General features: G+C 72.1%; 11 protein-coding genes. 4 read left to right on the plus strand and 7 right to left on the minus strand.

The window, feature by feature from the left end:
- Positions 1-75: 75 nt before the first annotated feature.
- Positions 76-1521 carry an MFS transporter gene (locus tag AB0B01_RS00550; RefSeq protein ID WP_361711527.1) on the minus strand — a complete coding sequence of 482 codons (1446 nt, stop codon included), beginning with the start codon at positions 1519-1521 and terminating at the stop codon, positions 76-78.
- A 130-nt stretch (positions 1522-1651) separates the two neighbouring features.
- On the opposite strand from AB0B01_RS00550, the gene AB0B01_RS00555 reads away from it, so the two are divergent.
- A complete protein-coding gene (locus tag AB0B01_RS00555; protein ID WP_361711528.1) occupies positions 1652-2365 on the plus strand; it encodes a TetR/AcrR family transcriptional regulator in 714 nt (237 codons plus the stop codon).
- Between the two features lie 110 nt (positions 2366-2475).
- Here the strand turns inward: AB0B01_RS00555 and gcl are convergent, their stop codons facing one another.
- Positions 2476-4263, minus strand: a complete 1788-nt coding sequence (gcl, locus tag AB0B01_RS00560; RefSeq protein ID WP_361711530.1) for a glyoxylate carboligase — start codon at positions 4261-4263, stop codon at positions 2476-2478.
- A 278-nt stretch (positions 4264-4541) separates the two neighbouring features.
- Here gcl and AB0B01_RS00565 point away from each other — a divergent pair, with 278 nt between their 5' ends.
- Both AB0B01_RS00565 and AB0B01_RS00570 read left to right on the plus strand, forming a co-directional pair.
- On the plus strand, positions 4542-5354 hold the full coding sequence (locus tag AB0B01_RS00565) for a hypothetical protein (RefSeq protein WP_361711532.1): 813 nt from the start codon (positions 4542-4544) through the stop codon (positions 5352-5354).
- 83 nt (positions 5355-5437) lie between these two features.
- A complete protein-coding gene (locus AB0B01_RS00570; RefSeq protein ID WP_361711533.1) occupies positions 5438-5926 on the plus strand; it encodes a glutathione peroxidase in 489 nt (162 codons plus the stop codon).
- Between the two features lie 39 nt (positions 5927-5965).
- Here AB0B01_RS00570 and AB0B01_RS00575 read toward each other — a convergent pair whose 3' ends face one another.
- From AB0B01_RS00575 to AB0B01_RS00590, 4 genes are read right to left on the minus strand one after another with little or no spacing between them, the layout of a single operon-like run.
- On the minus strand, positions 5966-7987 hold the full coding sequence (locus AB0B01_RS00575; protein ID WP_361711737.1) for a tetratricopeptide repeat protein: 2022 nt from the start codon (positions 7985-7987) through the stop codon (positions 5966-5968).
- Positions 7930-8676, minus strand: a complete 747-nt coding sequence (locus tag AB0B01_RS00580) for a hypothetical protein (RefSeq protein WP_361711535.1) — start codon at positions 8674-8676, stop codon at positions 7930-7932. Before AB0B01_RS00580 ends, AB0B01_RS00575 begins: the two co-directional genes overlap by 58 nt.
- Positions 8677-8698: 22 nt before the next feature.
- Positions 8699-10429 (minus strand): AMP-binding protein, encoded by a 1731-nt coding sequence (locus AB0B01_RS00585; protein ID WP_361711537.1) that lies wholly within the window; start codon positions 10427-10429, stop codon positions 8699-8701.
- Positions 10430-10465: 36 nt separating this feature from the next.
- A complete protein-coding gene (locus AB0B01_RS00590; RefSeq protein WP_361711538.1) occupies positions 10466-11617 on the minus strand; it encodes a winged helix DNA-binding domain-containing protein in 1152 nt (383 codons plus the stop codon).
- Positions 11618-11761: 144 nt separating this feature from the next.
- Between AB0B01_RS00590 and AB0B01_RS00595 the strand changes: the two genes are divergently transcribed.
- Positions 11762-12928, plus strand: coding sequence for a magnesium and cobalt transport protein CorA (locus tag AB0B01_RS00595; RefSeq protein WP_361711540.1), 1167 nt, complete (start codon positions 11762-11764; stop codon positions 12926-12928).
- Between the two features lie 148 nt (positions 12929-13076).
- Here the strand turns inward: AB0B01_RS00595 and AB0B01_RS00600 are convergent, their stop codons facing one another.
- The gene (locus AB0B01_RS00600; protein ID WP_361711541.1) at positions 13077-13730 is read right to left on the minus strand and encodes a hypothetical protein; all 654 of its coding nucleotides are present in this window, start codon (positions 13728-13730) and stop codon (positions 13077-13079) included.
- Position 13731: the final 1 nt, after the last annotated feature.

The raw sequence follows: 13731 nt of genomic DNA on the forward strand, positions 1-13731 counted from the left end.
CGCGCCAGCCTCGCACCGTCGGGCGGTCACACCCAAAGCGCCGAGTCGCGGACGGTCCCGTGACTCGGCGCTTTGTCATGCGCGGGCGTGGCGCGGAAGGCGTACGGAGAGGGCGAGGGCGGCGGCCAGGAGGACCAGGGTCGTCAGGGCCGTGGCGGACAGGGCGGTGGCGGCCGTGGCGCCGTGGTCGGCGAAGGCCGTCCAGACGGTGACCAGCAGGGCCACCCCCAGGGCGCCGGCCAGCTGCTGCACGGCGTCCAGGACTCCGGAGGCCGAGCCCACCTCCGCTTCTGCGACCCCCGCCAGGATGACGTCGAACAGCGGCGGGATGACCAGGCCCATGCCGAGACCGGTGACGAGGGTGCCCGGCACCAGCCGCCGGCCGTCCACCGCAGCGTCGGCCGAGGCGGCGAGCAGCACGAGGCCGAGGGCGGTCAGGACGATCCCGCTCTGGATCACCACCCGACCGTGCCGCCGGGCGAGCGAACCGGCCGGGCCGGCCGACAGGGCGATGCCGAGGGCCATGGGGGCGACGGAGTAGCCCGCTCCCTGCGGCGAGAGCCCGAGCGGGCCCTGCAGGAAGAGGGAGAGCACCAGCATCAGCCCGGTGAACGAGGCGTAGAAGACCAGGGCCACCCACATGCCGCCGGTGTAGGCCCGGTTGGCCAGCAGGCTCGGCTCCACCAGCGGGGAGGGGCGCCGCCGCTGGAGCCGCCCGAAGAGCACGAACCCGGCGGGCCCCGCGGCCGCCAGGACGAGCGACCAGACGGGCCAGCCCAGTTCCGGCCCCTGCACGAGCGGGAACACCACGGCCGCGGAGGCCGCACCCGCCAGCAGCATGCTCGGTACGTCGAGCCGCAGCCCGGGATCGGGCTTCCCGCGCGGGATCCAGCGGGCGGCACCGGCCACCGCGGCCAGGCCGAGGGGCAGGTTCACCAGGAACACCAGGCGCCAGCCGGTGCCGAACAGGTCGGCGCCGGCCAGCAGCCCGCCCAGCACCGGCCCGCCGACCGCGCACAGCCCCATGACAGGGCCGAACAGGCCGAAGGCCCTGCCCAGTTCCGCTTCGGGGAAGGTCTCCTTGATGATGCCGAAGCCCTGGGGCAGCAGCAACGCGCCGAAGGCGCCCTGGAGCGCCCTTGCAGCGATCAGCGCGCCCGGACCGCCGGCCAGGGCGCACAGCGCCGAGGCCGCGGTGAATCCGGCTGCGCCGACGAGGAAGAGCCGCCGCCGCCCGAACCGGTCCCCCAGCCGTCCGGCGGTGATCAGCAGGGCGGCGAAGGGCAGGGTGTAGCCGGCCTGCAGCCATTGGGTCACCTCCCGGCCGCCGCCGAGGTCGGCGGCGATGGCGGGGGCGGCGACACCCGTGATGGTGGCGTCCAGGAGGTCCATGACCTCCGCGAGGAGCACGACGCAGAGCACCGCCCACCGGGAGGACGGCGGATGGCGATGCGGACGCGGATACGGATGCTGCGCGTGCGGCTGTGGGCGCTGCTGGGGTGGCGGTGGCAGGACGGACATGGCTGACTCCCGAGGCGTGGGCAGGACGGAAAGCGGTCGGAACAGGGACATCGGCAGGCGGACGAACGCTGTTCGTCACGAACAACGTTCGCAACGAACGGCGTTCGCTGTCAACTGCTAGCCTGTCGCCATGGAGACACCGCCCCGGCGCAAGAGCACCCGCGCCCGCCCCGCCAAGCCCCCGCTCAGCGAACGGGCCGTGGTCGAAGCCGGCTTGCGCGTACTGCGACGCGAGGGCCTGGACGCGGTCACCATGCGCAAGGTGGCCGCCGAACTCGACACCGGCCCCGCGTCCCTGTACGTCTACGTCTCACAACGCGAGGAGCTGCTGCGCCTGATGCACGACGCGGTGATCGCGACCGTGCCGCTGCCGGAGCTGCCCGCCGAGCCTCCCGGGGACTGGCGTTCCCGGCTGGCCGCGCTCGTCACCGACGTGGTCCACGCCCTCAACGCCTACCCCGGCATCGGGCGGGTCTCCCTCGGCACCATCCCCGCCACCCCCGCCTGGCTCGGCCTCTTCGACCGCATCCTCGGCCTGCTGCTCGCCGGTGGCGTGGAGCGCCAACGGGCCGCCTGGGGATGCGATCTGATCGCCCTGTACATCGGCGCGGTCACCTACGAGGTCTCCGTCGCCGCTCCCCCGGCGAGCGGCGGCCCCGACGCCCTGCAGGCCGCCCTGGAGCACCGTCACGCCGCCGTCTCCATCGAGGAGCGGCTGGCCGGGCTGGACCCGGCCCGCTACCCGCATCTGGCGGCGAGCACCGCCGAGTTGGCCGGCGGTCCGGCGGCGGCCCGGCTCGCCCTCGGCATCGAGGTGCTGATCGGCGGCCTGACCCGGGGCTGAGCCCGCGCAGCACGAAGGCCCCCGCCCCTCCTCGCGGAGGGACGGGGGCCGTTCGTCGTTGGCCGGCCGGCTCGGGGATCAGGCCGAGACGGGCCGGGACCAGACGGCGATCAGGCCGAGATCGGACGGATCGCGGTCGGGGCGTGGCCCGGCTCGGTCGCGAGCTCCTCGAACTCGGTGACGTCGCTCATGTCGACCGTCTTGCTCATCGAGATGTTGGTGACGCGCTCCAGGATCGCCTCGACGACGACCGGGACGCTGTACTCGGCGGCCAGCTTCTTGGCCTCCTCGAAGGCGGCGCCCAGCTCGTCCGGGTCGGTCACGCGGATCGCCTTGCAGCCGAGGCCCTCGACGACCTTCACGTGGTCGACGCCGTAGACGCCGATCTCCGGGGTGTTGATGTTCTCGAACTCCAGGTTGACCTCGAAGTTGATGCCGAGGCCGCCCTGCGCCTGGCGGATCAGGCCGAGGTACGCGTTGTTGACGAGGACGTGGACGTACGGGACCTTGTGCTGCGCACCGACCGCCAGCTCCTCCAGCATGAACTGGAAGTCGTAGTCGCCGGAGAGGGCGACGACCGGGTTCTCCGGGTCGGCGGTGGCGACACCGATCGCGGCCGGGATGGTCCAGCCGAGCGGGCCGGCCTGGCCGCAGTTGATCCAGTGGCGCGGCTTGAAGACGTGCAGCATCTGGGCGCCGGCGATCTGGGACAGGCCGATGGTGGTGACATAGCGCGTCTCGGGGCCGAAGGCCTTGTTCATCTCCTCGTAGACGCGCTGCGGCTTCATCGGGATGTCGTCGAAGTGTGTACGGCGCTGCAGCGAGCCCTTGCGCTCCAGGTGCGAGGCGACCCAGGCGCTGTAGTCCGGCAGCTTGCCCTCGGCCTTGAGCTCCTTGGCGACCTCGATGAAGATCGTCAGGGCGGCCTTGGCGTCGGAGACGATGCCGAGGTCCGGGGCGAAGATCTTGCCGATCTGGGTGGGCTCGATGTCGACGTGGACGAACTTGCGGTCGCCGAGGTAGGCGTCCAGGTTGTAACCGGTGTGGCGGTTGGCCCAGCGGTTGCCGATGCCCAGGACGAAGTCCGACTCCAGGAAGGTCGCGTTGCCGTAGCGGTGCGAGGTCTGGACACCGACCATGCCGGCGGCGAGCTCGTGGTCGTCGGGGATGACGCCCCAGCCCATCAGGGTGGAGATGACCGGGACGCCGACCAGCTCGGCGAACTCGACCAGCAGGTCGGAGGCGTCGGCGTTGATGATGCCGCCGCCGGCGACGATCAGCGGGCGCTCGGAGGCCAGCAGGAGCTCGATGGCCTTCTCGGCCTGCTTGCGGGTGGCGGCCGGCTTGTGCACGGGCAGCGGCTCGTACAGGTCGGGGTCGAACTCGATCTCGGTCAGCTGGACGTCGATCGGCAGGTCGATGAGGACCGGGCCGGGACGGCCGGAGCGCATCAGGTAGAAGGCCTCCTGGAACACGCCCGGGACCTGCGCGGCCTCCAGGACGGTGGTGGCCTTCTTGGTGACCGGCTTGGCGATCGAGGCGATGTCGACGGCCTGGAAGTCTTCCTTGTGCAGCTTGGAGACCGGCGCCTGGCCGGTGATGCACAGGATCGGGATCGAGTCGGCGATCGCCGAGTACAGGCCGGTGATCATGTCGGTGCCGGCCGGGCCGGAGGTGCCGATGCAGACGCCGATGTTGCCGGGAGCCGTGCGGGTGTACCCCTCCGCCATGTGCGAGGCGCCCTCGACGTGGCGGGCGAGGGTGTGCTTGATGCCCCCCACGTTCTTGAGCTCGCGGTAGAACGGGTTGATCGCAGCGCCGGGCACGCCGAACGCTTGATCGACACCCTCGCGCTTGAGGATCTCCACTGCAGCGGCGGCGGCTGTCATACGAGGCATCGAGTTCTCCTGCGGTCTGGCGGTCAGGCTGTTTCCGACTGTTTCCACAATCCGGAAGTTTTGTTCTGCTATACGGAACAAGCTAAGCGGCCAGTCCCCGCACGTCAAGGCGTCGGGTCACCCCGGAACCCACCAAAAGCCGCTTCTCGCGGGGTCGAGTTGTACGAACGACCGGTCCGCGGCCGATTGCCGGCGCAATGTGGAGGACGGACTCGCGTCGGCGGTGGCAGGTGGTGGACCATGGGCACACGCACAGCGACGGAGGGGGTTCGGCTCTCATGGCGGAAGCGGTACCGGTGCGCTGCCCGGCGTGCCTGCGCGAGAACGGCTACGTGACGCCGGTGTTCCCGTGCGCCTGTGGAACCCCGGTCGTCCCCCCGCTGGACCTGGCGGCGCCACCCCTCCCGCTGACGCACCGCACCTGGTCGGACACGTGGGTGGCGGTGCGGTGCACGGCCTGCGCACGGGTGAGCGAGTGGCCGCATCCGGAGCTGGGGTGCTCCTCGTGCGGGACGGTGGTGCGGATCGCGGTGCACCCGGTGGACCCGGCGGACCCCGTCGAGCCGGCGCAGCCCGTGGGGCCCGGAGCCGGAGAGGGGACGCAGCCGCCGGCGACCGGCCTCGTCGACGTACCCCTCCCGCCCGCCGTGCGCGGTGAGGGGCCTGCGAGGACGGCGGGCGGCGGGCGTGCCGCTCAGGGCGGGCGGCCAGCCTTCCGGCCGGTGACCATCCGTACGGCCCGGGACGCGGTGGCCACGGCCGCGCTGTACCTGCGCTGGCTCGGCTTCCAGGACGTACGGCAGCCCGACGGGCGGCCCATCCCGTCGGCGGCCGTGGACCTCCGCGCGCCCGGACTGGTCGCCCAGGTGGACCCAACGACCGCGCCGGCCGGACTGCGGGCGGTGGAGTGCGTCTGGCTGAACGGGCTGACCGCCTCCGCCACCAGCGTCTACTTCTCTCTCGCCGGATACACGCAGGACGCCCGCAGCCGCGCGGACGACCTGGGGATACCGCTGTTCGTCATGGACCTCACGGGCATGCCGCAGCCGGTCAACGATCCTGCGGACGCCTTGATCGGCACGGGGACCTGAGGAAGAGGGCAGGCGGCCGGGGGTGTGTTTCCGGTCAGGCTTTAGGCTCGGAGGCGTTGCCCTTCCCTGCCAAGGAGTGCCCGATGAGCCTGTACGACATCCCGCTGACCACCCTGTCCGACGAGCCCACCAGCCTGGCGGCCTACAAGGGCAAGGCGATCCTGCTGGTGAACACGGCCTCGCAGTGCGGGCTCACCCCGCAGTACTCCGGGCTGGCCCGACTGCAGTTCGCGTACCAGGAGAAGGGCTTCACCGTCATCGGAGTCCCCTGCAACCAGTTCGGCGGGCAGGAGCCCGGCACCGCCGAGGACATCCAGACGTTCTGCGCGGCCGGCTTCGGCGTGACCTTCCCCATGTTGGAGAAGTCCGAGGTCAACGGCGAGAACCGGCACCCGCTGTACCAGGAGCTGGTGAAGACCCCGGACGCGGACGGCGAGGCGGGGGACATCCAGTGGAACTTCGAGAAGTTCCTGATCTCCCCCGCCGGCGAGGTCGTGGCCCGCTTCCGCCCGCGCACCGAGCCCGAGGCCCCCGAGGTCATCGCCGCGATCGAGGCCCAGCTCCCGGCGTAACCGGACCCTTCGGCCGGGGCCCGGCCGCGGACGAGGGGTTCACTCCTCGTCCGGAACGGCCGTGGCTCCGTCCCGTCCGGCCATCCGGGCGTAGAGCGGGCCGCTCTGCCGCGCGGCCGACTCGACCCGCTCGGCTTCCTCCGGCATGCCTTCGCCGCGCAGCGCCCGTACGAGATCGTGCGTACAGGCCGCCTCCTGCCAGGCGTACCCGCCGCGCCGGTAGATCCCCCACGCCGTCCGCAGCTCCCGGAGGGCGTCCGTCCCCCGGCCGGTGTTCCGGTAGGCCACGCCCAGCAGGTGCCGTGCCGCGGCCTCCGCGTGGGCGTCGCCCGCGCGTTCCGATGTCTCGGCGGCGCTCTCCAGCAGGGGCACCGCCTCCGCGGGCCGCCCCGCCCTCAGGTACAGCCAACCCGATTCCCTGAGCGTGTGGGCGTGCCAGAGCGCGTCCGCGAGCTCCTCGAAGATCGCAAGACCCTCCTGGGCCTCCGCCTGGGCCTGCGCCATCCGGCCCATGCCCGCGAGGACCCGGACGCGGGCGTTGCGGACCCGCCCCACCCAGTGCCGTTCCCCCATCGGCTCGAAGATGTCCAGCGCCTTGTCGTAACACGCGAGGGCCTCGGCGCGCCGGCCGAGCAGCCGGCGGATCCGGCCCAGGGCGTAGAGCGTCGCGGCTTCCCAGACGCGGTCGCCCAGCTTCCGGAAGTCGGTGACCGCGGCGTCCAGGAGTTCGGCCGCCTCGGCCAGCTCGCGCAAGTAACCCAGGGTCTCGGCGAGCGTCCGCCGCAGCCGGGCCCGGGCCCGCAGGTCGTCGAAGCGTTCCGCGAGAGCGAGCGCTTCGCGCTGGCAGGCTTCCGCTTCCTCCGGCCTGCCCTGCGCCCGCAGGATCTCACCGAGCTTCTCCAGGGAGACCAGCAGGTGCCAGTCGTCGCCGAGCGAGCGGAAGGCGGCGACCGCCCTGGACATGTGGCCCGAGGCCGTCGGGTAGTGCCTCTTCTCGGTGTGGATCCGTGCGGCCAGGGCCTCCCGGCGGCCGGTCGCGTACGCGTCGTCGCCCGCGGCCCCGGGCGGCGGGGAGGACAGGCCCGAGAGGGCGGACAGGGCGCCGTCGGAGTCGTGGGTGGCCAGCAGCAGCGCGGCCCGTGCCAAGGCGAGCGCGTGCGCGGTGCGCGCCCCGTCGGACGGACTGCCTTCCCACAGGGAGCCCGCGGACTCCGGTGCGAGACCGAGGTCCTCCAGGAAGTAGGAGGCGGACTCGGCGATGAGCGAGGCTTCCCGTGCCATGCCCAGGTCCCGGGCCAATGTCGTCAAGGACAGCAGCCGCTCGGCCTCGGCGGCGATCCACTCCGCGGCCCGCATGCCGTCCACGTCGGCGGCCGGGGAAACCGACTCGGCGGCGGCGAGCTCGGGGGCACGGGCCGCGGCCAGGCGCACCACGGTGGCCGTGTAGGCCTCGACGAGGGCACGCTCGGCACGGCGACGCTCCTCGGGCGGGAGCTCCTCGTACTGGTGGGCCGCGAAGACCCGGATCAGATCGTGGATCCAGTAGCGCGGTCCGGCGTCGTCACCGCCTGCCGGCTCCATCATGCAGGTCTCCACCAGTTCATCGGCGACGGCCACGGCCGTCTCCTCGGCCAGTCCCGCACGGGCGAGGTGCCAGTCGGTCAGCCGGCCGGCCGGCAGACGGGCGAGCAGGCCCAGGGTGCGCCTGCACTCGCCGGAGAGGTCCCGGTAGCTCAGCAGCAGGCAGGCCTGCAGGCTCTCCAGGTCGTCGTTGAGCTCCCGCAGCCGTGACCTCTCGCTCTTCAGCCGGGCGCACATGCGGCGGAGCGTCAGGTCCGGGCGCGACCGCAGCCGGGCCCCGACGATGCGCAGGGCGATCGGCAACCGCCCGCAGAACTGCACGATCTCCAGGGCGGCGGCCGGGTCCTCCTGGATGCGCTGCTCGCTCGCGTAGTGGGTGAGGACGGCCAGTGCCTCGTCCTCTTCGGGGAGTTTCACCCGGATCATGCGGCCGCGGGCGGAGTTGCCGACCGACAGGGCCCGCCGGCTGGTGACGAGCACGGCGCAGCCGGGGCCTGCCGGGATGAGCGGCAGGATCTGCTCTGCCGAGTGCGCGTTGTCCAGGAACACGAGATGCGCAGCGCATTGGTCCGGCTGCGGAAGAGTGCGGCCCGGTCTCCCACGCTGCGGGGAATCTCGGCGGAGGCCACCCCGAGACTGCGCAGGAACCACTCCAGGGCCTGCGAACTGGTCCTCGGCGTGTCACCGTCGCCGCGCAGGTCGATGTACAGCTGGGCGTCGGGGTAGCTCGCCGCGACCTCGTGGGCGGTGTGCAGGGCGAGCGTGGTCTTCCCGATACCGGCCGCCCCGTGCACGACGACCACGGTGGCCCGCCCTTGCACGGACCGGGCGGGGTGGAGCGACCCCCGGGGCTGCTGCACCTGGGCCAACTCCTGCTGCAGCGCCTGACTGAGCACCGTACGCCCGATGACGTCACGCCGGGCCGGGAGCTGGTGAGCGGCCGAACGAGCCTCCGGCGCCGACCGCTCCCCCTCCCGCGTACCGTGCCGCTGCACCGCGAAGGCCAGCCCCCCGGCCAGCAGTGCGGACGCCGTCCAGCCCGCGACGGCCCACTTGCCGTGGAGGACTCCGAAGACCAGGTCTCCGGCCATGCCCGCCGCGGCCGCCACCGCGACGGCGCCGGGGATGAGCAACCTGTTCCGGTGGGCGCCGTACTGCTCGGGAGCCAAGCCAACCTCCTTCGAGAAATGCCTACTTGGATGATGGCAGGTCGGGTCGGCCCAGGTCCGCCTCGTCGTACTCCGCGGCGGAGCCGGCCGCCGTGAGGTCGCGCAGCTCGACCCGGCGGATCTTGCCGGACACGGTCTTCGGGAGCTCCGCGAACTCGATCCGGCGGATCCGCTTGTACGGGGCGAGCACGGCCCGGGAGTGCGCGAAGAGCGCCCGGGCCGTCTCGGGTCCGGGCTCCCAGCCGGCGGCGAGCGCGATGTATGCCTTCGGCACCGCCAGCCGCAGCGGGTCGGGGGCCGGTACGACCGCGGCCTCGGCCACGGCCTCGTGTTCCAGCAGGGCGCTCTCCAGCTCGAACGGGCTGATCTTGTAGTCGGAGGCCTTGAAGACGTCGTCGCTGCGCCCCACGTAGGTGAGGTACCCGTCCCCGTCGCGCGAGGCGATGTCGCCGGTGCGGTAGAGGCCGTCCGCCATGGCCTCCGTGGTGCGTTCCGGGTCGTCGCGGTAGCCGGTCATCACGCCGGCGGGCCGCGGGCGCAGGTCGACGCAGACCTCCCCCTCGTCGGGGGACTCCTTGCCGGTGAGCGGGTCGAGGAGGACGATCTCGTAGCCGGGCGCCGGGCGCCCCATGGAGCCGGGCTTGACGGGCGCCCCGGGGAAGTTGCCGATCTGGAGGGTGGTCTCGGTCTGGCCGAAGCCGTCGCGGATGGTGAGCCCCCAGGCCTGGCGGACCTGCTCGATGACCTCCGGGTTGAGCGGCTCGCCCGCGGCGACGGCCTCGCGCGGGGGCGTACGCAGGCGGGTGAGGTCGGACTGGATCAGCATCCGCCATACGGTGGGCGGGGCGCAGAAGGTGGTCACCCCGTGCCGGTCCATCTCGGCCATCAACCGCTCGGCGTCGAAGCGGGTGTAGTTGTGCACGAAGACGGTGGCGCCGGCGTTCCACGGGGCGAAGAAGTTGGACCAGGCGTGCTTGGCCCAGCCGGGCGAGGCGATGTTGAGGTGCACGTCGCCGGGGCGCAGCCCGAGCCAGTACATGGTGGAGAGGTGCCCGATGGGGTACGAGGCGTGCGTGTGCTCCACCAGCTTGGGTCGGGCCGTGGTGCCCGAGGTGAAGTACAGCATCAGCGGGTCGGAGGCGAGGGTCGGGCCGTCCGGGACGAAGGCGGAGTCGGCCGCGTACATGTCCTCCAGGCGCCGCCAGCCGGTGGGTACCTGCGACCCCGCGGCGATCCGGGTGTAGTTCCCCGGGATGGCGTCGAACTTGGCGGTGTCCTCGGCGCGCACGACGACGTGGCGGACGTGACCGCGTTCGATCCGGTCGATCAGGTCGGCCGGGCCCAGCAGCGGCGTGGCGGGGATGACGACGGCGCGCAGCTTCATCGCGCCGAGCATGACCTCCCACAGCTCCTGCTGGTTGCCGAGCATGACCAGCACCCGGTCGCCGGCGGCGACGCCCTGCTCGCGCAGCCAGGTGGCGGCGGAGCCGGAACGGGCGGACAGCTGCGCGAAGGTGAGGGAGCGGCTGGTGCCGTCCTCCTCGACGATGCGCAGGGCGTCGGTGTCGGCGGTGTCCGCGGCGATGTGGTCGAACCAGTCCAGGGCCCAGTTGAAGCGCTCGGGCCGCGGCCAGGTGAATCCGGCGTAGGCGGCTGCGTAGTCCCCGCGGCGCTCCAGCAGGAAGTCCCGCGCGGCCAGGAACTCGGCGGTGGCGCTGCTGTTCTCGGCGATGTTGTGCGTCATGGGGGGCATCGTGCCGTGCCGTCCGGGTGCCCCACCAGAGCTGCGTCAGCCGTGGATTGACCCGAAGCGGACGCGGCCGCCCGCGCTCGCGCCGCTCACCTCGGCCTCCCCGCTCACCTCGGTCTCTGCGCTCTCCTCCGTCATCTCACCGATCAGCCGCTCGCCCTCGGCGGCGATCTCGTCCTTCTGCCCGGGCGGGACCCGGTCGAAGAGCTCTACGGTGAGACCGCCGGCCTCCGGCTTCCACAGCCCGGCGAGGAAACCGTCCACGAGGAGCGTGCGGTAGGCCTGGTTCCCCGCCCAGCTGCGGCCCTTCAGCTCGGCGGGGACGACCCGGGTGCGGTCGGCGTGGGAGAGCAGCAGGTTGTCGAACTCGGGGAGGAAGCGGGGCGGGGCCGGGGCGTCCGGGTCCGGGCGGGGCGCGTCGGGCAGGTCGAAGAGTTCGACCCCGTTCTCGTCCCGGAAGACGAGCAGGCGCGGCCGCAGCCGCTCGAAGGCCTCCCGGAGCCGGGTCAGCCCGGCCCAGACCTGCATGTCCTTGACGGAGGCCGGGCCGAACGCGCCGAGGTAGCGCAGCACGACACCGTCCAGTGACGGGGGCTGCCCGGGGACGGCTCCGAGCCAGTGTTCCAGGGTGGTGAGCCGCACCTGCCCGCTGCGCCCCCACACCCCGCGCGGGGTGACCTGCACGAGCGGCAGCCGGCAGCGGGCGGCGACGGACAGCGCCTGCGGGTCGGCACCCAGCCACTCCCCCAGCAGTTCCCCCCGGATCTCCGCCATGGTGCGGGGCTCGGCCTCGACGTAGGCACGGGCACGCTCGGCGAGCCGGTCCAGGTCCACGCCGGCCAGACCCTTGCGGAAGTTCCCGAGCTCCCGGTCCCGGGCGCCCTGGACGAGCGGCCGCAGGGTGAGCGCGTCGTGGGCGGTGTGGGTGTGGATGGTGGACCGCATGGTCACCATCCGGACCACCTGCCGGGTCTCCATGAGCCCGGCGAGCTCGGCGGGCCGGAAGTGCGCGAGCCGGGCGTGCAGGGAGAAGTAGGGCGGCTTGACGTTCTGCGCCTGCAACCCGAGCAGGTGCGCGACCGCGTCCTGCGCGGACATCTCGGCGCGGCCGAGGAGCAGCTGGCGGGCGAGGGTGGCGCGGTTGAGCGCCCGGGTGCCGAGTACGGGATGCGTCGTCGTCCTGGAAGCCATGACGGCAAGCTATCCCCGCTTGCGGACACCTCCTGTCCGCAAGCACACGGCGAGCGGCATTCTCCCTTCACATGGAGAATCCCTTTCACCCATATATCCTGCCCCTTGCCCTTAAACACACGTTCGACCGGGAGCTGACCTGCGATGTCGGAGCGTCCAGACCGCCGCCCCCCGCCGTCCCCCAAGCGCCCGCCCTGGCGCCGCTCCACGCCCCCGCCCGCGACGCCGCCGCCCGCCTCCCCGCCGCCCGCCGGACAGCCGTCGCCGACCGAGGCCGCACCGCCCGACCACCGCAGCGTCATCGACTCCGCCGTCTACCGCGACGGCCGCCGCGTCGCCTCCCCCGCCACCCTCGCGGACACTTTCCGGCAGCTGCACGAGGAGCCGGACGGCATGGCCTGGATCGGCCTGCACCGCCCCAGCGAAGCCGAACTGCATTCGCTGGCCGCCGAGTTCAACCTCCACGAGCTCGCCGTCGAAGACGCCCTGGAGGCCCACCAGCGCCCCAAGCTGGAGCGCTACGGCGACACCCTCTTCGTCGTCCTGCGCGCCGCCCGCTACCTGGACGCCCCGGAGGAGGTCGACTTCGGCGAGCTCCACATCTTCGTCGGCCCGGACTTCCTGATCACGGTCCGCCACGGCGCCGCCCCCGACCTCTCCGCGGTCCGCCGCCGCATGGAGGAAACGCCCGAACTCCTGTCCCTCGGCCCGGAAGCCGCGCTGTACGCCATCCTGGACGCGGTGGTCGACGGCTACGCCCCCGTCGTCGAGGGCGTCCAGAACGACATGGACGAGATCGAGACCGAGGTCTTCCGCGGCGACCCCGAGGTCTCCCGACGCATCTACGAACTCTCGCGCGAAATGGTCGAGTTCCAGCGCGCCACCCGCCCCCTGGTCGGCATGCTGCACGGCCTGATGGCAGGCTTCGCGAAGTACGGCACCGACGAGGAACTCCAGCGCTACCTCCGCGACGTGGCCGACCACGTCACCCACACCAGCGAACGCGTGGACGGCTTCCGCCAGGCCCTGTCGGAAATCCTCACGGTCAACGCCACCCTGGTCTCCCAACAACAGAACGCCGAAATGCGCGCCCTGGCCGAAGCTGGCTTCGAACAGAACGAGGAGATCAAGAAGATCTCCTCCTGGGCCGCCATCCTCTTCGCCCCCACGCTGGTGGGAACGATCTACGGCATGAACTTCGAGACCATGCCCGAACTCCACTGGGCCGCTGGCTATCCCTTCGCAATCCTGCTGATGGCGGTCGTCTGCACGAGCCTGTACGTCATCTTCAAGAAGCGCGACTGGCTGTAGCCGGGGATCGAGAATCAGCGATCGAGTTCGCCACGGCAATCATCAACGAAGGACTGATTCGAGGCCCTGGGGAGCGGAAGACCGGCAACCGATGGGGCGGCCACCCGCACAACGAGTGCACCGGCGAGTAACCGCTCCCGGGCCCCGGTCACAGCGCGTCCACAGCGCTGACCTTCCAGCCTTGTGGAGTGCGGACGAGGGTCATGCGGACGCGGTTGAGGTCGAGACGGGGAGTGGCGATCTGGGTGCTGGTGGTGAGCTGGTTCATGAAGAGCAGGACGACGGCCTTGTTCGGGGATGCCGAGATCACCGATGCCGCCGGGGCGGCGTCGCCGGTCGCGATGGCGGCTTTCACCACTCCGCTATAGGTCTTGGCAGTGGGCGCCACCACGGTCTCCGTGGTCTTGCTGTACTGGTCGCGGAAAGGGCCTGTGAGGTGGCCGCGGGCCGCGGCGAAGTCGCGGTCGAGGTGTCGGTAGTCGTACGAGAGGATCACCGGGGCGGCCGTGCGGGCCGCCGTCAGGGCCGCTGCGCGGGCCTCGGTCGTGCGCTCGGCCTCTCGGTACTTCCAGGCGAGCGTTGTCGTTGCGGCCAGGGCCAGTAGGACCACAATGCTGAGTAGCGCGGTGAGTCGACGGGGTCGGCTGCGAGCCGGCTTGGCGGGCGTCGTGTCCGCCGGCTCCGGAGCGGCCGGCTCCCGGTCGGTCTCCTGCCGGCGGTTTGTCTGCTCGGCGCGTTTGGCTGCCGCGCGCGCGGCAGCCGCCACGGAGCGCCGGCGGACTCGAACGGTCGGGTTCGCCATG

The sequence above is a fragment of the Streptomyces sp. NPDC044571 genome (assembly GCF_040647115.1).
GTDB lineage: Bacteria > Actinomycetota > Actinomycetes > Streptomycetales > Streptomycetaceae > Streptomyces.

What these genes read in the sequence shown, in the direction of transcription:
- AB0B01_RS00600 (WP_361711541.1), bottom strand. Translation starts at nt 13,730, where the DNA reads ATGGCGAACCCGACCGTTCGAGTCCGCCGGCGCTCCGTGGCGGCTGCC.
- AB0B01_RS00595 (WP_361711540.1), top strand. Translation starts at nt 11,762, where the DNA reads ATGTCGGAGCGTCCAGACCGCCGCCCCCCGCCGTCCCCCAAGCGCCCG.
- AB0B01_RS00585 (WP_361711537.1), bottom strand. Translation starts at nt 10,429, where the DNA reads ATGCCCCCCATGACGCACAACATCGCCGAGAACAGCAGCGCCACCGCC.
- AB0B01_RS00590 (WP_361711538.1), bottom strand. Translation starts at nt 11,617, where the DNA reads ATGGCTTCCAGGACGACGACGCATCCCGTACTCGGCACCCGGGCGCTC.
- AB0B01_RS00550 (WP_361711527.1), bottom strand. Translation starts at nt 1,521, where the DNA reads ATGTCCGTCCTGCCACCGCCACCCCAGCAGCGCCCACAGCCGCACGCG.
- AB0B01_RS00555 (WP_361711528.1), top strand. Translation starts at nt 1,652, where the DNA reads ATGGAGACACCGCCCCGGCGCAAGAGCACCCGCGCCCGCCCCGCCAAG.
- AB0B01_RS00570 (WP_361711533.1), top strand. Translation starts at nt 5,438, where the DNA reads ATGAGCCTGTACGACATCCCGCTGACCACCCTGTCCGACGAGCCCACC.
- AB0B01_RS00565 (WP_361711532.1), top strand. Translation starts at nt 4,542, where the DNA reads ATGGCGGAAGCGGTACCGGTGCGCTGCCCGGCGTGCCTGCGCGAGAAC.
- gcl (WP_361711530.1), bottom strand. Translation starts at nt 4,263, where the DNA reads ATGCCTCGTATGACAGCCGCCGCCGCTGCAGTGGAGATCCTCAAGCGC.